This window comes from Nonomuraea sp. CX421 (assembly GCF_059358955.1).
This window is the reverse complement of sequence record NZ_JCADBK010000002.1, coordinates 141,857-164,552: the sequence shown is the minus strand read 5'-3', so window position 1 is coordinate 164,552 and position 22,696 is coordinate 141,857. Positions and strand designations below refer to the sequence as shown.

General features: G+C 73.0%; 4 protein-coding genes. 3 read left to right on the top strand and 1 reads right to left on the bottom strand.

The window, feature by feature from the left end:
• Window position 1: 1 nt before the first annotated feature.
• From AC5L3X_RS03865 to AC5L3X_RS03855, 3 genes are read left to right on the top strand one after another with little or no spacing between them, the layout of a single operon-like run.
• Window positions 2-20,461 carry an SDR family NAD(P)-dependent oxidoreductase gene (locus AC5L3X_RS03865; RefSeq protein WP_494855136.1) on the top strand — a complete coding sequence of 6,820 codons (20,460 nt, stop codon included), beginning with the start codon at window positions 2-4 and terminating at the stop codon, window positions 20,459-20,461.
• Window positions 20,448-21,380, top strand: a complete 933-nt coding sequence (locus AC5L3X_RS03860; RefSeq protein ID WP_494855134.1) for an LnmK family bifunctional acyltransferase/decarboxylase — start codon at window positions 20,448-20,450, stop codon at window positions 21,378-21,380. Before AC5L3X_RS03865 ends, AC5L3X_RS03860 begins: the two co-directional genes overlap by 14 nt.
• Window positions 21,367-21,666 (top strand): phosphopantetheine-binding protein, encoded by a 300-nt coding sequence (locus AC5L3X_RS03855; RefSeq protein WP_358470264.1) that lies wholly within the window; start codon window positions 21,367-21,369, stop codon window positions 21,664-21,666. The genes AC5L3X_RS03860 and AC5L3X_RS03855 overlap by 14 nt, the downstream gene beginning before the upstream one ends.
• Here AC5L3X_RS03855 and AC5L3X_RS03850 read toward each other — a convergent pair.
• Window positions 21,639-22,631, bottom strand: a complete 993-nt coding sequence (locus AC5L3X_RS03850; protein ID WP_494855132.1) for an RNA-guided endonuclease InsQ/TnpB family protein — start codon at window positions 22,629-22,631, stop codon at window positions 21,639-21,641. The two genes, AC5L3X_RS03855 and AC5L3X_RS03850, sit on opposite strands and share 28 nt — an antisense overlap.
• Window positions 22,632-22,696: the final 65 nt, after the last annotated feature.

Below are 22,696 nucleotides of genomic sequence, written 5' to 3'. Positions count from 1 at the left end.
CATGCCCGCCATCGAGTGCCACACCACGCTGAAGCACACGGACTTCATCATGCGGAACCACCGGGTGCACGACGTTTCCGTCATGCCCGGGGTGACGTTCCTCGATCTCGTGTTCCGGACGCTGATCGCGACCGGGCGCGACCCGGGAGAGATCGTCCTGCGCGAGGTGCTGTTCACCGAGGCGATCGTCACCAAGCCGGAGGCCGACCGCGAGATCCGCGTCACCGTGGACGGTGAGGACGTTCAGGCGGAGAGCCGCTGGAGCAGGGACGGGACGCCGCTGTCCGGCTGGCGGCGGAACTTCACCGGCAAGGTGGGCACGCCCGAAGGCCCCGTGCCCGGCCCGATCGACGTGGACGCGCTCAGGAGGGGCGCGCGACGGCAGGGCGACATGGAGGAGCTGTACGCCCGCGCCAGAGCCGAGGACATCAGCCACGGCGAGCCGATGAAGTGCGCCGGGCGGCTGCACCGCGGCGACGGCTACCTGCTCGCCGAGCTGCGGCAGGAGTCGCCGGCTCCGGGCCACGAGGGCTTCCACCTGCACCCCGCCCGGCTGGACGCGGCCACGCTGGCCGGGCTCGGGCAGACGCAGGCGTCGGGGGAGGAGCCGTTCATCCCGGTGTACATCGCCGAGTTCCGCGCGCCCGAGAGGCTGGGGGCCGCCTTCTACGTGTACGCGCCGCGGCCGGAGACCATCGCGCCGTCCGGGGACGTGATCACCAACGACTTCGGGCTCTACGACGAGCGGGGACGCTTCGTCGCGAGGTTCGGCGGGCTGTCGTGCAAGCGCATCAGGTCGCCGCGGCTGATCGAGCGGCTGCTGGACGACTCCGGGCCGCCGGAGCGGCCCGCCGTGGGCCACAACGGTGCAGGTGACCTGGTCGGCCACCTGCGCGCCCTCGTCGCGGGGCCGCTCGGCCGCTCTCCCGGCGAGGTGCCCACCGACATCGGCTTCTACGACCTCGGCCTGGACTCGGTCACGCTCGTGGACATCGGCGAGCAACTGGAGCAGATCGTCGGGCGGCGGCTCTATCCGACGCTGCTCTTCGAGTACGGCGACATCGACACGCTCGCCGCCCACCTGTCCTCGGCCTACGACATCTCGCTGCCGGAGCCGGAGCCGGAGCCGGAGCCGGAGCCGGGGTCAGGGTCGGAGTCGGGGGCGGGGCAGGAGCTGGGGCTGGAGCCAAAGCCGCTGCCAGGGCCGGTGCAGGAGCCGGTGCCGGGCGGGGGCGAGACACGGTGCTTCCGTGACGTGTGGGTGCCGATGCCGCCGGACGGCGACGATCCCGGCGAGTACCGCGAGATCACCCCCGGCACCCAGCCCGACGATTCCCGGCATTTCCTGCTCCGCGCCAAGGCCGGGGAGCCCGCCGACCCCTGCCTGGCCGTCTGGGAGCTGGCTCGGGCCGTCCTCGCCACGAAGCCGGAGCGGCCGGTCACCATCACGTGGGCGCACACCGGCGACGACCCCTCCCACGAGGCCGTCGGCGCGCTGGCCAGGACGATCACGGCGGAGACTCCGCTGATCCGCTGCCGGAGCATCCGCCTGGACGGCGCGGCCCCGGCCGACGCGCTCAGGGACGCCTCCAGCGAGTCCGAGATCCGCTATGTGCGGGGTGAGCGCCTGGTGCGCCGCTGGCTTCCGGCCGACCCACGCGAGGCGGGCTGGACTGCGGCCGAGCCACGCGACACTGGCCGGACTGCGGCCGAGCCGCGTGACGAGGGCGGCGCCGTACCGTTCAGGAAGGGCGGCGTGTACGTGATCGCCGGCGGGACGGGCGGGATCGGCCGGATCCTCGCCGACCACCTGGAATGCCACCACCAGGCCATCGCCGTGCCGATCAGCAGGAGCGCGGCGGTCGCGGCCGACCTGACCAGCCCGGACGAGGTCGAGCGCGCTCTCGCCACGGTGCGCGAGCGCCACGGCCGCGTCGACGGCGTCATCCACTGCGCGGGTGTCAACCGCGACGGGCTCTACCCCGGCAAGCGGGCCGCCGACATCGAGGCCGTGGTGGCGGCCAAGGCGCTGAGCGTGCGCAACCTCGACGCCGCGACCAAGGACGACGACCTTGACTGCTTCGTGGTGTTCTCGTCCATCTCGGCGTCCCTGCCGAACCCAGGCCAGGCCGACTACGCCTTCGCGAACGCCTACCTGGAGGACTTCGCGCGCCGGCGCGCGGAGCGGGCGGACCGGCCCGGCCGGACCCTGGCCGTGGCGTGGCCGTACTGGGCCGAGGGCGGGATGCGGGTCGGGCCGGACACGATCGAGCGCGCCCGCACGGCCACCGGGATGGTTCCGTTGCCCAGCGAGGCCGCGTTGGAGGTGCTCGACCGTGCCCTGAGCGGCACCGAGCACGTCCTGGCGGTGCTGCACGGCGATGCCGAACGCCTCACCACCCTGCTGCCGCGCCCGCTGTCGACCATTCCGCCGTCAACGACACTGCCGTCAACGGGCGCGCGTCCGGTCGCCAGGTCTTCCAGCGAGGGACCGGCGGGACGTGGTGAGGAGCCCGTGGCCGTCGTCGGCATGGCGGGCCGCTACCCCCAGGCGCCCGACCTCCGGGTCTTCTGGCGCAACCTCGCCGAAGGACGCGACTGCATTGAGGAGATCCCGGACGGCCGCTGGAATCACCATGAGATCTTCGACCCCGAGAAGGGCCGCGAGGGCAGGACGTACGGCAAATGGGGCGGTTTCCTCGACGGCGTAGACCGCTTCGACCCCGCCTTCTTCGGCATCTCCCGCCGCGACGCCGAACGCATGGACCCACAGGAGCGGCTGTTCCTGCAGACCTGCTGGCACACGCTGGAGGACGCCGGCTACCCGCCGGACGCGCTGTCGAAGGAGAGCGTCGGCGTGTTCGCGGGCGTCATGTGGAACCACTACCAGCTGGTCGAGGGCGGTGAGGGCGGCGTCGCCCCCACGGCCATGCACGCCTCCATCGCCAACCGCGTCTCCTACACCTTCGACCTGCACGGGCCGAGCCTCGCGCTGGACACCGCCTGCTCCTCCTCGCTGACCGCCGTACACCTGGCCGTCGAGAGTCTGCGGCGCGGTGAATGCACCCTTGCCCTGGCCGGCGGTGTGAACGCGACCGTGCACCCGCAGAAGTACCTGCAGCTCGCCCAGGGGCACTGGCTGTCGGAGGACGGCCGATGCCGCGCCTTCGGCGCAGGTGGCACCGGGTACGTCCCCGGCGAGGGCGTCGGGGCCGTGCTGCTCAAGCCGCTGTCGCGGGCCAGGGAGGACGGCGACCACATCTACGGCGTGATCGCCGCCACCGCCGTCAACCACACCGGCAAGACCAGCGGCGCTACCGTCCCGAGCCCGCGCTCCCAGGCCGCGCTCATCGGCGCGGCGATCCGCCGGTCCGGCTGGGACCCGGCGAGCATCGGCTACATCGAGGCGCACGGCACCGGCACCTCGCTCGGCGACCCGATCGAGGTCGAGGGCATGCGCCAGGCCCTGCCGGAGGGCGCGGACCGCGCGATCGGCTCGGTCAAGTCCAATATCGGCCACCTGGAGGGCGCCGCAGGGATCGCCGGGCTCACCAAGGTGCTGTTGCAGCTCCAGCACGGGCAGCTGGTGCCGTCCCTGCACGCGGAGGAACTGAACCCCAAGATCGACTTTGACGCCACGCCCTTCCACGTGCAGCGCGCGCTCGAACCCTGGGCCCGCGCGGACGGCACGCCCCGGCGGGCCGGGGTCAGCGCGTTCGGCGCGGGCGGCACGAACGCGCACGTCCTGGTCGAGGAGCACGCGGAACCCGCTTCCGAGCGGACCTCGGACGAGGCCGGCGCGGACGGGCCCTGTCTGTTCGTGCTCTCCGCCCGTACGCCCGAGGCGCTGCGCGACTATGCCCGCGCCTACATCGGGTTCCTGTCGTCGGCCGACTCCGCCCCGGCCGTGGAGCGGGTGGCCGCGCTGATCGGCGTCCCCGCCGACCAGCTCGACCCCGCCGACTCGCTGGGCGACCTCGGCCTCGATCCCGCCGCGCTGATCCAGCTGGGGCGCGGGCTCTCACTCGACGACACCGTGGCCGACCTGGCCGGGCCGGGCCCCGCCCTGGCCGACCTCGCCTACACCTCCCAGGTGGGACGGACCGGCATGGCGGTACGGCTGGCGCTGGTCGTGAACGACCTGGCCGAGCTGCGGACCCGGCTGGAGGCGTACGTACGGGGCGAGAGCCTCGGCTCCGGAGCCTTCACTGGCTCGGGCAGCGGGGACGGGATGCCGACAGGTGAGGAATGCGTGCGGTTGTTCCGGGCCGGACGGCTGGAGGAGGTGGCGGCGGCCTGGGCGGAGGGGGCCAAGGTGCCGTGGCGCGACTGCCACGACGGCGGGCGGCTGCTGTCGCTGCCGCTCTACCCGTTCCAGGAGGAGAGCTGCTGGGTCGGCCGCTGGCAGCGCGGCACGCCTGCCACGGCCGACGAGGCTCCCGCGCCCTCCGCCGCCTCCATGCCCGTCGAGCAGCCCTCCGTCGCGTCCGTGCCCGTCGAGCAGCCGGGCGAGGCCGAGGAGGTCCTGCCGGACGGGGAAGGGGTGCGGTTCGAGGTGCTGCCCGAAGGCGTGGCGCTGGTGGTCATGGGTTCGGAAGGGGCCATGTTCACCCGGGAGCTCATCGACGACCTGCGGGCCGTGTTCGCCGAGATCGCCGGACGCGAGGACGTCAAGGCGGTCGTGCTCACCGGCAGCGGCAACGTCTTCAGCATGGGCGCCACACCGGAGGCGCTGCGCACTCTCGCGGGCGGCGAAGGGCGCTTCACGGACGTGCCGTTCCTGTACGAAGGACTGCTGCGGTGCGACCGGCCGGTCATCGCCGCCGTTCAGGGGCACGCGTCGGGCGGCGGGCTGGCCTTCGGGCTGTTCGCCGACCTCGTCATCATGGCCGCCGAAGGCGTCTACAGCGCCAACTTCATGAAGTTCGGCTTCACGCCGGGCATGGGCGCCACGTACATCCTCGAAGAACGGCTCGGCCGCTCGCCGGCGCACGAGATGCTCTACACCGGCCGTTCCGTCACGGGAGAGGAACTCGCCCGGCGAGGGGCCGGCGTCACCGTGTTGCCGCGGCGGGACGTGCTGAAGGCGGCGCTCAGGCACGCCCGGTCGATCGCCGCCCTGCCGCTGCCCGCCCTGCGGGCACTCAAGTCCGAGCTGGCCGGACGGATACTCGACCGGCTGTCCGGTGTGATCGCCGGGGAGTCCGGGATGCACGAGCGCGTGCTGGGGGAGGAGTCGCTGGCCCGGGTCGACGAGTACTTCGCCAAGGTGGACACCTTCAAGGGCGAGCCCCGGACCGAGCGCCCCGCACCCGCACGTCACGAGCCTGTACGTCCTGAGCCTGTACGTCCTGAGCAGAGCGGACGCCGCGACGAGCCGGTCGCCACGGACGCCGGCCCCGACCCGGCGGAGGTGCGGCGCGTTGTCGAGGCAACGCTCATGAACCACCTCTACCTGGAGGCCCACGAGGTGGACGACTCGCTGAGCTTCAGCGAGATGGGGTTGGACTCGATCGGCGCCGTGGAGATCGTCCGCGACCTGAACCGAGGCTTCGGCCTCGACCTGGACTCCGTCGCCGTCTATGACCATCCGACCATCCCCGCGCTGGTGGACGCCGTCCGCGACGCCGCGACCGCCGACGGCCTGAATCCCCCTTCGCCACGGCCCGCTCCCGGGCGAAAGACCACGGAGGAGGAACCTGCCGCGACCGAGCAGACCCAGCAGGCCGAACACGCCCAACAGGCCGAGCAGACGCAGAAGGCCGGGCAGTCTGGGCAGACCGAGCGGGTCGGGCAGTCCGAGCGGGCCGAGGGGGCCGGGCGGGCCGTGGCTGTGAAATCCGCCGAGCCTGAGCGGACAGGTCGCGTTCGGCTGCCCTCGCTCGACGGTGACCGCGCCGAGCCGGGAGCCGAGGTCGAGGAGACGTTCGCGCGGGCCGGCAAGGTCACGCTGGAGGCGGTGGAGACCACCTCGGAGGTCTCGGGACGTGACGGGGACATCGCCGTCATCGGGATGGCCGGGCGCTTCCCGGACGCGCCGGACCTCCGGGCGTTCTGGGAGAACCTGGCGGCCGGGCGATGCAGCATCCGGGAGGTCCCGCCCGAGCGGTTCGACGTGTCGGAGGTGTACGACGCCGATCGGATGGCGCCGGGCAGGACGTACAGCAAGTGGGCGGCCATGCTCGCCGACATCGACGCCTTCGACGCGGGCTTCTTCAACGTCTCCCCGCTTGAGGCGGAGACGATGGACCCGCAGCAGCGGCTGTTCCTGCAGGAGGCGTGGCACGCCCTGGAGGACGCCGGGTACGCGGGCAGGTCGGGCCGCAGGCCGTGGGGGTGCTTCGTCGGCTGCGGGGCGGGCGACTACGCGAGTCTGCTCGCCGAGGCCGGGCGTGACGACACCGGGCACGCCTTCCTCGGCAACGCCTCGTCGGTGCTGCCCGCGCGGATCGCGTACCTGCTGGACTTCGGCGGGCCCACCATGGCCGTGGACACCGCGTGCTCGTCCTCGCTGGTGGCCGTGCATCTGGCCTGCGAGAGCATCCGGCGCGGGGAGTGCGAGGCGGCGCTCGCGGGCGGTGTGGCCGTGATGAACACCCCGAAGATGCACGTCTGGTGCAGCAAGGCCGGGATGCTCTCGCCGACTGGGACCTGCGCGCCCTTCGACGAGTCGGCGGACGGCATCGTGCTGGGCGAGGGCGTGGGCGTGGTCGTGCTGAAGCGCCTGGACCGGGCGCTGGCCGACGGCGACCACGTGCACGGCGTGATCCGGGCCGGCGGCGTCAACGGCGACGGCGCGTCGAACGGCATCACCGCCCCCTCCGCGTCCTCGCAGGCGGAACTGCTCACCGAGGTGCACCGCCGGGCCGGCGTCAGGCCCGGCGCGATCGACTACGTCGAGACGCACGGCACCGGGACGGAGCTGGGCGACCCGATCGAGGTCAAGGCCCTGGCGAAGGTGTTCGGCACGGATGAGGCCCGCGAGCGCCCGTGCCGCATCGGGTCGCTCAAGGCGAACGTGGGCCACACCACGATGGCGGCCGGGATCGGCGGGTTGCTGAAGACGCTGCTGGCGCTGCGGCACCGTCGGTTGCCGCCGTCGCCGGGGTTCGTGCGTGCCAACCCGAAAATCGACTTCGCGGACGGCGCGCTCGAAGTGGTCACCGAGCTGTCGGAGTGGACGGCCGACGGCTCCGGGGAGCGGGTGGCGGCCGTGAGCAGCTTCGGCTTCAGCGGGACGAACTGCCACCTCGTGGTCTCCGAGGCGCCCTCCCGCGAACCCCGCGCCGACGCGCACGACGGCGCGGACGTCGTCGTGCCCTTGTCGGCGTCGGACGAGCAGGCCCTGGCACGGCTGCGCACTGAGCTGGCCGCCCACCTGGACGACCACCCGGAGCTGGACGTGCGCGACGTCGCGCACACGCTCGCCGTCGGCAGGCGGCACCTGGCGGGGGCGCGGAGCGCGTACGTGGCCAGGGATCTCGCGGATCTGCGCGGGCAACTGCGCGACGGCGCCCGCGCGGCGCGGGGCGAGGCGGGACGCCTCGCCGAGCGGTACGCGTCCGGGGACGATCTGGACTGGAGCGACCTGAGCGCGGGCGGGCGGCGGGTGCCGCTGCCGACGTACCCGTTCGCGGACGACCAGCGCCACTGGGGCGGCCCCAATGGCTCCAACGGGCGCCCGGCACGGCCCGCGCCCGCTCAGAACGCTCGTGAAGCGAACCCTCGTGAAGACAACGCCTATGAGGCGCAAGGTCGCGAAGCGTGGGTGCGTCCCGATGACCTCCTGGTGGCCGATCATCGGATCGACGGCACTCCCGTGCTGCCCGGCGTGGCCTTCCTGACGATCGCCGCCGACCGTAGCGGGCTGCCCGCTCCGGTGCGGTTCGAGCGGGTCCGCTGGCTGCGCCCGTTCGAGGTGCGTGAGGCGCGTCCCCTGGACGTCGTGATACACGACGACGGCGGATTCGAGCTGGGCGGGCACGCCCACGGCAGCCTGCGGCGCGCGAGCGGCGAGCGGCGGCGGCTGGACGTCGCCGAGATCGAGGCCCGCTGCCCGGGGCGCCGCCCCACCGAGGACCTCTACCGCGCCTTCGACCGCGCCGGGCTGCACTACGGGCCCGCGTTCCGGGTGCTCCGCGAGATCCGCGTCGGCACCGGCGAGGCCCTCGGCGTCCTGTGGGACGGCGCGCGCTGGGAGGCGCTCCTGGACGGTGCCCTCCAGAGCATCGTGGCGCTGCGTCCGGAGGGCGCCGAACCCGCGATGCCGTTCAGCGTGGAGGTGGCCGAGCTGCACGGGCCGGTCACCGGTCCCGCCTACGCGCACGTGATCGAGGAGGGCCGGGACAGGTACACGGTCCGGCTCGCGGACGCCGACGGGCAGGTCCGGGCCGAGTTCCAGGGAGTCGTCCTGCGGACCAGGCCGCCCCGCGCCACAGCCGAAGGCATGATCTTCGCGCCGGTCTGGCGCGAGGAGGAGAACGCCGGACCGGCCGTGGGCGGCGGGCGGGCGCTCGTGCTGCACACCCCCGCCAGCGAGCCGCTCGCTCGCGCCCTGCTGGCCGCGCACGAGGGCGGCCGCCTGGCGCCGTTGGACGGCCCCGGCCTCCCGGAGGAGCGGTACGACACCGTGTACGTCCTCGCCGGGACCGGCCGGAACACCTCGACGCCGGCGGACGATCCGACAACGCGCGACGTGTTCCGCCTGGTCAAACGACTTTCCGAGCGGGCGCGCGGCGGATGGGCGCCCACGGTGAAGGTGGTTCTCGCGGGAGCCGTACGAGTCGGGGACGAGGAGACCGTCCCGCACGCGGCGGGTGTGATCGGCCTGACCAGAGCGGTGGCCGCCGAGCACCCGCGCTGGACCGTCGCAACCATCGACGTGGGCGCCACGCCGCCGCGTCCCGCGGACCTCGCCCGCCTGGTGCGCGCCGAGGGCTGCGCCGATGACCTCGTCGCCCTGCGCGGCGGGCGCCGGTACGTCCGCACCCTGGAGCCGCTGACCCTGGACGCCCAGGGCAGCCCGTACCGGGACGGCGGGACGTACCTGATCGTGGGAGGAACGGGTGGTCTCGGCCGCACGCTGAGCAGGGAGCTGGCCGCCAAGCACGGCGCGCGGCTCGCGCTGGTCGGGCGCCGGGAGGCCACGCCGGAGATCCACGAGCAGCTCGCCGAGATCGAGGCGCTCGGAGGCCAGGCCGTGTACCTGCCGGCCGACGTCGCCGACCGGACCGCGTTCGGCAGGGCCGTCGAGGCGGCGCGGGAGCGGTTCGGCGAGATCCACGGCGCCTTCCACGCGGCCCTGGTGCTGCGCGACAAGACGCTCGCCAACATGGACGACGACGCCTTCTCCGAGGTGCTGGCGCCCAAGGTGGCCGGAGCGGTCGTCTTCGCGGAGGCGCTCGCGGACGAGCCGCTCGACTTCCTGGCCTACTTCTCCTCGGCGGCCTCGTTCGTCGAGGTGGGCGGGCAGGCGAACTACGCGGCCGCCAGCACGTTCGAGGACGCCTACGCGCTGAGTCTGCGTGACCGGCCGGTAAGCGTGATCAACTGGGGCTACTGGGGCAGCGTCGGCGCGGTCTCGGGCGGCGGCTACGACGGCAGGTTCGCCGAGCTGGGCATCGCCTCGATCGAGCCCGAAGAGGGCATGGCGGCGCTGGCGACCCTCCTGAAGGCGGGTGTGCGGCAGGCGCTCGTGGTCAAGGCGGAGCCGGAAGGGCTGGCCCGCATCGGCGTGCGCGCCGCCGGCACCGGCGAGTGGGCCTCGCTGGAGCGGGGCCGGGCGGCGTTCGCCGCGCTCGACGAGCTGGCCCGCGGCCTGCTACGCCGCTCGGCGGACCGGATCCGCGCCGTTCGGGAGGTTCCGGAGGGCCGCGGGCGGCTGCGCGCCGCTGTCCTCCACCTGCTGGACCGGCCGGCGCGCGAGCCGTCGCCGGAAGAGGTGCTGGCCCGCTTCCCCGACCTGGAACCGCACGTCAAGCTGCTGACCGCGTGCGTCGAGGCGCTGCCCGGCGTGCTGTCGGGTGAGCGCGACCCCATGGAGGTGCTGTTCCCCGGCGGGTCGATGAGCCTGGTCGAAGAGGTCTACAAGGGGCAGGCGGTCTCTGACCACTTCAACCGGCTGCTCGGCGAGGAGGTCGCCCGTGGCGGGGCCGGACGCGTCCTGGAGATCGGGGCCGGCACCGGCGCGAGCACCGGCTTCGTGCTGGACGCCCTCGAAGGCCGGGACATCGAATACACCTACACCGATATCTCGGCCGGGTTCCTGCGCCATGGCGAGCGGGAGTTCGGCGAGCGGCGACCGGACCTCGTCTACGCCCTCTTCGACGTGGAGCGGGACCCGTCCGAGCAGGGCTTCGAGACCGGGGTGTACGACGTCGTGCTGGCCACGAACGTGCTGCACGCCACCGCCGACGTCGGCCGGACGCTGCGCAACGCGGCGGCGCTGCTGAGCCCCGGCGGGCGGCTGCTGGTCAACGAGGTGACCCGGGCGGCCGATTTCCTGACCCTCACCTTCGGGCTGACGACGGGGTGGTGGCGCTTCACGGACGAGGAACTGCGGCTGCCGCACAGCCCGCTGCTCAGTGCGGTCCAGTGGCACCGGGCGTTCAGGGACGCCGGCCTCACCCCTGCCCGCACCCTGGGCATCCCCGGCACGCCGGTCGAGGAGCTCGACCAGTGCGTCCTGGTGGGCGAGGCGGCCTCCCCCGGCACCGGCGGCGGCGCGCGCGACTACGTCAGGCGGGTGTTCGCGGAGGTGCTCAAGTACGGCACGACCGACCTGGACGAGCGCGCCACGTTCGAGACGTTCGGCATCGACTCGCTGGTGAGCCAGAACGTCATCCACCGGTTCGAGCAGGACCTCGGCCCGCTGCCGTCCACCCTCCTGTTCGAGAACCTCACCATCGAGGAGCTGGCCGCGCACCTGGAGGCCGAGCACGGCGAGCGCCTGCGCGCGGCCCTGGGACAGCGGCCCGCGCGGGAGGAGCCGGCGCGGGTCACGCGGCGGCGGGAGCCCGCTTCGCAGGCCCTCGACATCGCCGTGGTCGCGGTGACCGGCCGCTACCCGGCCTCACCCGACCTGGACGCCTTCTGGCGCAACCTCGCGGAAGGGGCGAACTGCGTCACCGAGGCGGACCGCTTCGACCTGGACGCCCTGTACGACCCCAAACGAGGCCGCAAGCAGCGCACCTACAGCCGGTGGGGCGGCTTCATCGAGGGCGTGGAGGAGTTCGACGCGCCGTTCTTCGGCATCCTCCCGCGAGACGCCGAGATCACCGACCCGCAGGAGCGCCTGTTCCTGGAGACCGCCTGGACCCTGCTCGAAGACGCCGGCTACCTGAGCGAGCACACCAGGCAGCCGCGCACCGGCGTGTTCGTCGGCACCATGTACGGCTCCTACGGCCGGATGGCGGCGGCCGAAGGCTGGCCGCGCGGCAGGTTCGCCGGGGCGCACTCGGCGTACTGGTCGATCGCCAACCGGGTGTCGTACTTCTTCGACCTGCGCGGGCCGAGCTTCGCCGTCGACTCGGCCTGCTCGTCCTCGCTGACCGCGATCCAGCTCGCCTGCGAGAGCCTGCGGCGCGGCGAGTGCGCGCACGCCATCGCGGGCGGCGTGAACCTCATCCTGCACCCCGCCCACTTCGTCTCGCTCTGCTCGCTGAACATGCTCGCCGCCGACGACGCCTGCAAGGTGTTCGATGAGGCGGCGGACGGCTTCGTGCCAGGTGAGGGCGTCGGCGCGGTGCTGCTCAAGCCCCTGGCCGACGCCGAGGCGGACGGCGACCGGATCTACGGTGTCATCAAGGGCGCCTTCGCCAACGCCGGTGGGAAGACCGCCGGCTACACCGTGCCGAACCCGGGCGCCCAGGCCGAACTGGTCTCCGAAGCGGTGCGGCGCGCCGGGATGGACCCGCGGACCGTCTCCTACGTCGAGGCGCACGGTACGGGCACCGCGCTCGGCGACCCCATCGAGATCGCCAGCCTGACCAGGGCGTTCGGCTCCGATCAGGGAGACGGCGTGGACCGCATGGTCGGCTCCGTCAAGGCCAACATCGGGCACTTGGAGGGGGCGGCCGGCATCGCCGGGCTGACGAAGGTGCTGCTGCAGTTCCAGCACGGGCAGGTGGCTCCCTGCGCGAACCTGGTGACCCCCAACACGAAGATCGACTTCGCCGCGTCGCCCTTCCGGCCGCCGGACCGGCTGACCGACTGGCGCCGGCTCGTGCTGGACGACGAGACGTTCCCGCGCCGGGCGGGGGTGAGCTCGTTCGGGGCCGGCGGGGCCAACGCGCACGTGGTCCTGGAGGAGTACGTGCCCTCCACCGGGACGCCGCCGGAGCCCGCGGACGCGGGGGAGCACGTGGTGCTGCTCTCGGCGCGCACCCCCGCCCAGCTTCGCGCCATGGCGGGCGGGGTCGCCGACCTCGCCGCGCGCGGGACGGCGGGGCTGGCCGAACTGGCCTACACCACCCAGGTCGGCCGGGCGGAGCTGTCCGAACGGCTCGCCGTGCGGGCCGCCGGCCTGGACGAGCTCGCTGACCGGCTGCGGTCCTTCGCGGACACCGGGGAGGCCGAGGGAGTCACCGCCGGGACGGCGGAAACCGGGACGGCGGAAACCGGGTCGGACGCGGTTCCGTCGGAGGCTGGACGGGACAAGGTCTCGTCGGAGGTCGGACGGGGGGAGATCGCGTCGGCGGCCGGGGCGGACGGCGTCGAGCGGCTTGCCGCGAGGTGGGTCGCGGGCGCCCGCGTGGACTGGGGAGCGAGGTGGCCCGCACCGCACCCGAGCCGTGTCACGCTGCCGCCCTACCCCTTCGACCGGCGCCGCTACTGGCTGCCGTCCGACCCGACCGCTGAGCCGGCCGTGGAGTCGGTGTCCGAGTCGGCCGTGGGGTCGGCGGCCGAGGGCGGGCCGGTGGGAGGGGGAGCCGCTGACGTGCGGTGTACCTACCTGCGGCCGGTCTGGACGCCCGCCCCGCTTCCCGAAGAGACCTGGGAGCCGAGCACGCTCCTGGTGGTCACCGAGGACGACCGGCTCGCCGAGGCGCTCGGCGGCGTCCGGGTCCGGCTCGGAGACGCGTTCTCCTCGGACGCGGGCGCGTACACCATCGACCCGGCCGAACCTGAGCACGCCGGCCTGCTCCTCAGCGACCTGGACGAGACGCCGGACGCGCTCGTGATCGCCCCGTCGGACCCGTTCCCCGGCAGCGCCGCCTTCCACGCTCTGCTGTGGACGGCCACGGCCGTGCTGCGCGAAGGGGGCCCGCTGCGGGTGGTGGTGTCCGCCTCGACCGGCGAGCCGCACCACACCGCCCTGGCCGCCGCGCTGAGAACGCTGGCCCTGGAGCACACCAGGTTCGGCGGCGTCTGCGTCACCGGAGCGGATCCGGCACAGGTCGCGGCCGAGCTGCGTGCGCCCGGCGCCGACACCGGTCCGGAGCGGCGGGTCTGCGAGGTCGCCTACCGCGACGGCACCCGCCTGCTGAAGAACATGGAGCCGTACGAGCCGCCCGCGCCGGGTCTGGACGTCCGGCGGGACGGCACGTACCTGATCACCGGCGGCGCCGGCGCCATCGGGCTGGCCTTCGCCCGATTCCTCGCCGAGCGGGGAGCGGCGAAGCTGGTCCTGACCGGACGGTCCGAGCCCAGTGACGACGTCGCACGCCGGATCGCCGACCTGCCCGCCGTCTACGTGCGCGCCGACGTGTGCTCGGCCGGTGACCTGCGCGAGCTGCTCGACCGGCACGGCCCCTTCCACGGCGTCATCCACGCCGCCGGAATCCACCGGGACGCCCGGGCCGTGCGCAAACGTCCCGAGGACACCCAGGCCGTCCTGAGCCCCAAGATCCTCGGCACCACCCTGCTCGACGAGGCCCTGCGCGGGCAGCCGCTGGACTTCCTGGCGCTGTTCTCGTCCGTGGCGGCCGAGACCGGCAACATCGGGCAGATCGACTACGCCTACGCCAACGCCTTCCTCAACCACTTCGCCGAGCTGCGCGAGCGGCTCGGGCACGGCAGAACGCTCGCCGTCGGCTGGCCGCTGTGGGAGGAGGGCGGCATGACGGTGGACGACGCCACCCGCCGGCTGTTCGAACGCCGCTGGGGCAGCGTCCCGATGGGCACCGCCGCCGGGCTCACCGCCTTCGCCAGAGGGCTCGCCGGCCCCGAGACGAGCTTCGCCGTGGTCGAGGGCCCTTCCAGGCCCGTACCCGAACAGTCCCAGCCGCCCGCGACCCCCGAACCCGAGGTTATGGAGATGAGCGAGCCCATGTCCGCGCCGGAGCCGACCAGGTCCGGCGGCGATCCGAACGATCTGGCCGAGGCGGTCCGGGCGGAGCTGCGCCGGGCGGCGGCCGGGTTCCTGCTGGTGGGCGAGGAGCACGTGGACCTCGACGCCGAGTTGATGGAGATGGGATTCGACTCGATCTCCCTGGCCGAGCTGGTGGACCAGGTCAACGAGCGGTACCAGCTGGATCTGCTGCCGACCGTGCTCTTCGAGGCGTCCAACCTGGCCGCCTTCGGCGACCACCTGCTCGCGGAGCACCCGGCCGAGGTGGCCACCGCCCACACGCCTCCCCGACCTGCCGAAAGGCCCGCCGCCGAGCCCGCCGAGCCCGCCACCGAGCCCGCCGAAGAGCCCGCCGGGCAGCGGGAGAACGCCGAGCCAGGCCCGGCGCCGGAGACCGTGAACTCGCCCCCACGGCCCGGCGCCGGGACCTCCCCGGCCGTGCTCGGCGGCGTCGCGATCGTCGGCATGGCGGGCAGCCTGCCCGGCTCCTCCGATCTGGACGACTTCTGGCGGCACCTGGCCGAAGGGCGCGACCTCACCCGCTCGGTCCCCGAAGACCGGCGCGAGCTGCGCGAGAACCCCGAGACGGCGAACGTCCGCGCCGGGTTCCTCGACGACGTGCGCTCCTTCGACGCCGCGCTGTTCGGCATCTCGCCCAAGGAGGCGGCGATGATGGACCCGCAGCAGCGGCTGTTCCTGCAGACCGTCTGGCGGGCCGTCGAGGACGCGGGCTACCGGCCCTCCGACCTGGCGGGGACCAGGACGGGCCTGTTCGCGGGCGTGTCCGCGTGCGACTACGACGACCTGCTGCGCGAGCACGGGGTGCCGGTCGAGGCGCACACCGCCAGCGGCGTGGCCGACTGCATCCTGGCGAACCGCGTCTCGCACCTGCTCGACCTGCGCGGCCCGAGCGAGGCGGTGGACACCGCCTGCTCCAGCTCCCTTGTCGCCCTGCACCACGCGGTGCGCGCTATCGAGGACGGCGAATGCGACACGGCCATCGCCGGGGGCGTCAACCTGACGCTGAGCCCGGGACTCTACATCGCGTTCGCCAAGTCCGGCATGATCAGCGACGACGGCGTCTGCAAGACGTTCGACGAGCGCGCCGACGGCTACGGCCGGGGCGAGGGCTGCGGCGCCGTGCTGCTCAAGCCGCTGAAGGCGGCGCTGGCGGACGGCGACCAGATCCTCGCCGTGGTCAGGGGCAGCGCGGTCAACCACGGGGGCCGGGCCAGCTCGCTCACCGCGCCCAACCCCGAGGCGCAGGCGCGCGTGCTGCTCGACGCCTACCGCAAGGCGGACGTCGATCCCACGCGGGTCAGCTACATCGAGGCGCACGGCACCGGCACCAGACTCGGCGACCCGATCGAGATCGAGGGCATGAAGAAGGCGTTCGCCCGGCTGTACGCCGATTGGGGGCTGCCCGCGCCGGACGCCCCGCACATCGCTCTCGCCTCCGTCAAGACCAACATCGGGCACCTGGAGGCGGCGGCCGGCATCGCCGGGCTGCTCAAGGTGGTGCTCTGCATGCGTCACGGGGCGCTGCCACCGACGATCCACTACGAGCGCCCCAACCCGTACGTGCGGCTGGAGGGCACTCCGTTCGCCATCAACACGCGGCTCACGCCGTGGGACGCGGCGGACCGGGTGGCCGGGCTCAGCTCGTTCGGCTTCGGCGGCACCAACGCGCACGTGGTGCTGGAGGCGTACCGGCAGGAAATCCCGGCGGACACCGCGGGCGAGCCGCGGCTGCTGGTCCTGTCGGCGGCCGGCCGGGAGGCCCTGGAGGAGTACGCGGCGAACGTCGCCCGCCACATCCGGGAACATCCGGAGATCGGCCTCGACCGCATCGCCTACACGCTGCAGATCGGACGCCGCCCCTTGGCCGAGCGGCTCGCCGTGGTCGTCCGGGATCGCGAGCAGGCGGTCCGGGCGCTGAGCGGCGAACTGGACGAGGTGCACAGGGGCACCGCCCGCAAGGACGCCCCGGCGCCGTGGGGGACCGGGCTGGAGGACATCGCGCAGGCGTGGGTCTCCGGCAGCGAGGTGGACTGGCCTCGGCTGTGGCAGGACCCGCCCCCGGTGCGGGTCTCGCTCCCCGGCCCGCCCTTCGCCCGCACCGAGCACTGGTTCGCCGTTCCCGCGCCGACGCCGCCCGCCCCGCAGGCCGACGCCTCCCCACAGGCTGACGCCGCCCCGCAGGCCAACGGGGCCGTCCGGCGGACGAGCGACGGGAAGGTGCGCCTGCGCGCCGCCAAGGGCGGCCAGGCGCCGAGCGCGCCCGGCCCGGCCGGGCGGGCGGGTCGCGCTCAGCCGGGCAGAACCGGTCCGGCCGAGCGGGCGGAGGCCGTGCGGCTGGACGAGACGCCGGTCGCGCCCGCCGGGAGCGCCGGTGGTCCCGCCGGGGTGGAGGAGATGCTGCGCGAACGGCTCTCCGCGATCCTGGACACCGACCCGGCCGGCGTGGACGTGGACACTCCCTTCGGGGAGCTGGGGCTCGACTCCATCTTCAGAATGGAGCTGGTCAAGGCGATCAACACCGCCTTCTCCCTCGACCTGCAGGCGGCGGAGCTGTACGAGTACGACACGGTGGACCGGCTCGCCCGTGCCGTGGAGGCGGCGATCGCCGACGCCCCCCGTCCCGAGCCCGCCCCGGAGCCGGAGCTGAAGACCAGGCCGGAGCCGGACCGGAAGCCGGAGCCGGACCGGAAGCCGGAGCCGGACCGGAAGCCGGAGCCGGACCGGAAGCCGGAGCCGGAGCCGGAGCCGGAGCGGGAGCGGGAGTCCGTGCGGGTGAAGGCGTCGACCGGCCTGGAGGAGCAGCTCGCGGAGCTGATCGGCTCGATCATCGAGCGCCCGCTCGACCGCGACCGAGGCTTCGCCGACAACGGGCTCACCTCCTTCGAGATGCTGCGCGTGGTGAGCGCCCTGGAGAAGCAGGTCGGCGCGTTGCACAAGACCCTCCTGTTCGACCACCCCACGCTCGCGGAGCTGGCCGCGTACCTGCGCGACGAGTGCGGCGCCGACGCCGTCCAGAGCCCGCCGGAGCCGGACGGGCCCGCGCTGCACCAGGCGGAGGCGCGCGACGGTGATCCGGTCGTGCTGCTGAAGCGGGACCTGCCCCGGCATCCGGAGCTGCGCGAGCTGGTGGAGGGCATCGACCGCCGTCACGCCAAGGAGGGCGGCCTGGCCGGCCGCGACATCGCGCCGCTGGCCTTCATCGGGTCGGCCAGGAAGGGATACCTGCACTTCTCCGAGAACGGTGGCAACCTGCTGGCCTGGAGCTACGCGGGCTCGGAGGAGTACTTCCACGAGCTGGTCGAGGAGTACACCGGTTACGCGAAGGCGAACGGCCTGCGGCCCAACTTCCTGTCCCTCGTCCCGGTGCGCGAGGTGGCCGGGCAGCCGTACAGCGCGACGCCGTTCGGGGCCGTGCAGCGGCTTGAGGACCTGGGCTCGTTCACCCTCAAGGGCGGGCGGATGGAGCGCCTGCGCTACATGGTGCGGCGCTTCCGCAAGGCGGGCGAGTGCCGGACGGTCGAGTACCGCTCGGGGGACGACCCCGCGATGGACCGCAGGCTGGCCGAGCTGGTGGACGAGTGGGCCGAAGGAAAGCAGATGGTCAACCCGTACGTGGCGGTCGTCCGGCGGGAGATCGAGGAGGGGCGCCTGGACCGCAGGCACCGCGTCTTCGTCACCTATCTGGACGACGAGGTGGCCAACGCCGTCGTCATCACGGAGATCCCGTCGGAGAACGGCTATCTGCTGGACGTCGAGTTCTACCCGAAGGGCATGCCGCTCGGCGGGCTGGAGTTCGCGATCGTGCGCGTCATCGAGCAGCTCGTGGACGAGGGACGCACGATGTTCAGCTTCGGCGCGAGCTTCGGCGTGGAGACCGAGGAGTCGGCCAACGCGGCCCCGGACGTCAGGGAGGCGCTGGACGAGCTGCGCTCGATGGGCGTCTTCGGTGAGGGAAACTTCCAGTTCAAGAACAAGTTCCGGCCGGTCAACGTCCCCCTCTACCTGTGCCAGCCGGAAGGGCCGGACCGCACCCCGGTGTCCGAGATCATCCTCATGATCGCGGACCCGGACGTCAGATCCGCCGCGGACGAGAAGCCCGCTGCGGACGGGAAGCCCGCTGCGGACGGGAAGCCCGCCGTGGACGGGAAGCCCGCCGCGGGCGGGAAGGGCTCCGGGAGCACCGACGAACAGCGGGCCGCCAGGGGCGAGCTGCTGGCCGCGCACGGCGACGAGCCGGCCCGCGTCCCCGCCCACCACATCACCACCGACCTGATCACCGACTCCTGGGCCGAGCTGGACGCCCCCTGGATCGCCGAGCGGCTGCGGCGGCTGACGGACCGGTCGGCCGCCCGCCCGGACGCGCCGGAGATCGAGGGCCTGCCGTTCCCGTTCGTGGTTCCGACGGGATCCGGCCGGTCGGCGGAGGCGCTGCTGTGCCGGTCGTGGCCGGGGCGGAGAGGACGGGTGCTGCACAACGGCCTGTTCCCGACGTGGTTCCTGAGCCTGGCCGACAACGGGTTCAAGCCGGTCGAGATCCCCGGTGGCGCGGAGCTCGCGGAGCTCGCGGAGCTCGACGTCGAGGCGCTCCGGTCGGAGCTGGCCGGGGACGAGCCGGTGTCGTTCGTCTGCGTGGAGGTGAGCAACAACGCGGCCGGCGGCCGGCCGACCACCCTGGCGAACCTGCGCGCGGTCAAGGAGGCCGCGGCCGGGCACGGCGTCCCGCTGGTGATCGACGGTGCCCGCGTCGTGGACAACGCGGTGGCGATCGCGGACGGCCAGGACGGGTGGGAGGTCGTCCGCGAGATCCTGGACCTGGCCGACAGCGCGACGATCAGCCTGTCCAAGGACTTCGGGGTGCCGTTCGGCGGGCTGCTCGCCACCCGCGACGAGGCGCTGCGGCGGCAGGTCGCCGAGCGGCTGGAGACATGGGGCAGGGACGTCGGCCTGGCCAACCGCAGAATCATCGCGGCCGCTCTGGAGGACCGCGAGACGGTCGTCGAGCAGGTGCGCGCCCGGATGGACGCGGTGGCGGCGCTCTGGCAGGGCCTGTCGGAGTCGGGCGTGCCGCTGGACGGCCCGGCCGGCGGCCACTGCGTCCTGCTCAAGGACGCCGACCACGTCCGGATCTTCCGGGAGACGGGCATCCGGGGCGCTCCGCACTTCGGCCGCGAGGGCCTGGTGCGGCTGGCGGTGCCGGTCGGCCTGAGCGTGGAGGAGGCCAAGGACGCCGCCGCCCGCCTGGGCGCCGTCCTCGGCGGCGACGCCCCTCCCAGGAAGCGCGCCGGACAGCGGAGCAAGAACGCGGGACCACGCAGAAAGAACACCGGACCACGGAGCAAGGACGCGGACAACCCCAACCTGGCGATCCTGCGCGAGCACAACCCCGACGTCGTCCACGAGATCGTGGACACCCCGGACGGGGACGTCGAGGTGTTCAGCGCCGGTTCGGGACCGCCGCTCCTGCTCATGCACCCGTTCAACATCGGCGCCGGCGTCTACGCCCGGCAGTTCGAGGGCCTGGCGCACCGCCACCGGGTGACGAGCGTGCACCATCCGGGGGTCGGCAACACCACGGCCACCGCCGACCTGTCGCTCGACGGCCTGGCCCGGCTCTGCCACGACGTCGCGGGAGGCCCAGCGCACGTGGCCGGGGCGTCGTTCGGCGGCCTGATCGCCCTGACGTACGCGCTGGCCTACCCGGACGACACCGAGTCGCTGATCCTGATCGGCAGCTCCTACCGCATCGGCAACCGCGTGGGCGACATCGACAAGCTGGAGGTGGTGGCCACCCAGGACTTCGACCGGGTCATCGAGGGCAGCGGATCGAAGCGGCTGCGCGAGCGGCGGGCCGGGCTGATGCGGCTGTTGCTGCGCGCGGAGAGCATGGCCCCGCAGGTCGGCCTGCGGTACCTGGACGTGTTCGCCGAGCGTCCCGACCTCGGCGACCGGCTGGAGGAGGTCCGGGCGCGCACCCTGATCATCCAGGGCCGGCATGACACCGTGATCCCGCCCAAGACCGCGCACCTGCTGCACGGTCTGATCCCCGACGCCCGCTACGAGGAGATCCCCGACGCGGGGCACTTCCCGCAGCTCACCAGCCCTGGCCACGTCAACCGGCTCATCTGCGAGTTCCTCGATGAACAGAATTGACGAAAGCACCGTGACCAGGACCGCGCTGGTGAAACCCGGCATGTGCGGGCCCAACTCGCTGTTCGTGGGCGAGGTCGGCGACTGGACCTGGGACACGGTCAGCGCGCTGTGCGGCACGAACGCCTTCGACGCGAGGAACGCGGCCGGCGATCCGACGTACCTGTCGTTCTACTACTTCCACGTCCGGGGCAGCCGGGACCTGCACGTCAACGCGCTGACGTTCGGCGACGAACTGGAGGTCACCTCCAGGCTGTTCGGCTTCGGCAGCGAGTCGGTGCTGGCGCTGCACCGGATCGGCCGCGACGGCGGCCAGGCCGGGCCGCTGGACCCGGACCGCTTCTACGCCTTCGACGACCCCGGCTCCATCTACGTGGAGACCTTCAACCGCTGGATCGCGCGGAGCGCCCCGGGCAGCAACGAGGGCCTGGTCAAGTCGTCTCCGGTGGACTTCAGGCACGAGCACCTGCCGGCGCTGCCCGGGGCGTACTCGCCGAGGAGGGTCTACAGCCACGCGAGGAGCACCGGAACCTTCCTGGACCGCAAGCCGGACGATCCGGTCACGTTCACCGCCGACTACCCGGTGGAGCCGTCCAGGGACCTCAACGGCGTGGGCCTGCTCTACTTCGCCTCCTACTTCTCGATCATCGACTGGGCGCTGCTGCGCTTCTGGCGGCACCGGGGCTTCAGCGTCGCGGACTTCCTCGGCCGCGTCGTGCTCGACCAGCGGCTCTGCTACCTGGGCAACGCGAACGCCGACTCGGTGCTGCGCCTCCGCCTGGAGTGCTGGCCTGCGGCCACGAACGAGAACGAGAACGAGAACGAGGAGATCGTCAACCTCGTCATGGAGGACCGGGGCCGCACGATCGCGGTCAGCACCCTGCACCTGCTCAGGAGGGGAGACACCGATGGCGACGCGTGAACACGTCGAAGGCGTCGTGCACAAGGCGATCGACGAGATCCTGCCCGGCGTCGAGATCGACGGCCGGGCGCACCTGAAGGACCTGGGCGCGGACTCCGTGGACCGGGTCGAGATCATCCTGGCCGTGCTCGACCGGCTCGGCGTCTCCGAGCCGCTGTCCTCCTTCGGCGGCGTGCCCAGCATCGACGCCCTGGTCGACTACCTGTGGGAGCGTTTGACATCCTCCACCCGCCTGAAGGCGGGGGATTCCAACAGCACCTACCCCGCGAGGAGGAGAGCGCGTTGAGGTTCACGGTTCATCGGCTCACCCAACGGCGGGCCTCCCCGTGCAGCGACCGCATGCCCTGCGGCCGTATCGCGGATGTTCTTGGCCGCGTTGACGTCGGCGTGCGCCTGGTGTCCGCAGGCGACGCAGCGGAATCGAGATTGGCTCTCTCTCGACTCGGCCGCGCGGTGCCCGCAGGCGTTGCAGGTCTGCGACGTCCAACGCGGGTTGATCTTCTGGACACGGCCGGGAGCCTTGCGCTCCAGCCGTTCTACAAGCCGGCCCCACCCGGCGGCGAGGATGCCCCGGTTGAGGCCGGCTTTCTGCCGGACGCTCCGGCCCGGCGCTTCGAGAGCGCCCTTCGCCGACCGCGTCATGTTGCCGATCTTCAGGTCCTCGACCGCGATCATGTCGAAACGGCGGGCCAGATCGGTGGAGGTCTTTTCGACCCAGTCTTTGCGCCGATCGACCTCGCGCGCCTTCAGCTTCGCGATCGCCTGCTTGACCTTGGCGCGCCGGTTCGCCCGGTCGCGGGTCACCCGGAACGACTTCACACCTTCCGGGACGGTGCGGGACCAGCGGAAGCGGACCCAGCCCACCTTCGGGACCTTCACCTCACCCACCTTGCGGGACAGGCGGCGAACATCTCCGGCCTTGACCGCGACGATGCGGAACCCTTCACCCTGGCCGCGTTTGCGCCACGTCGGGCGGCGGTGGGTTTTGCCGAAGAAGTTCGCCATGTCTTGGGCGAAGTCCTTGAGCGCCTGCTGCTGCACCACGATCGACCCGCCGCGCAGCCACTCATTCGCCGCACGCGCCTGCGTGAGCTGCCTGCACTGCTCGGCGAATCCGGGCGCGCTCTTGCGGCCCGGCCTCCAGTGCGCGTGCTGCTCGACCGCGAGGTTCCACACGTATCGGGCGTGCCCGTAATGCCCGGCCAGCGCCGCCTCCTGGGCAGGTGTCGGCTGGAGCCGGTAGCGGGACATGCCGAGCAACCTACCGACCCGCACCGACAAAACCGGGAGCCCGAAGTGTCCGACCGTTCCGCGTT

What these genes read in the sequence shown, in the direction of transcription:
- AC5L3X_RS03865 (WP_494855136.1), top strand. Translation starts at nt 2, where the DNA reads ATGCCCGCCATCGAGTGCCACACCACGCTGAAGCACACGGACTTCATC.
- AC5L3X_RS03860 (WP_494855134.1), top strand. Translation starts at nt 20,448, where the DNA reads ATGAACAGAATTGACGAAAGCACCGTGACCAGGACCGCGCTGGTGAAA.
- AC5L3X_RS03855 (WP_358470264.1), top strand. Translation starts at nt 21,367, where the DNA reads ATGGCGACGCGTGAACACGTCGAAGGCGTCGTGCACAAGGCGATCGAC.
- AC5L3X_RS03850 (WP_494855132.1), bottom strand. Translation starts at nt 22,631, where the DNA reads ATGTCCCGCTACCGGCTCCAGCCGACACCTGCCCAGGAGGCGGCGCTG.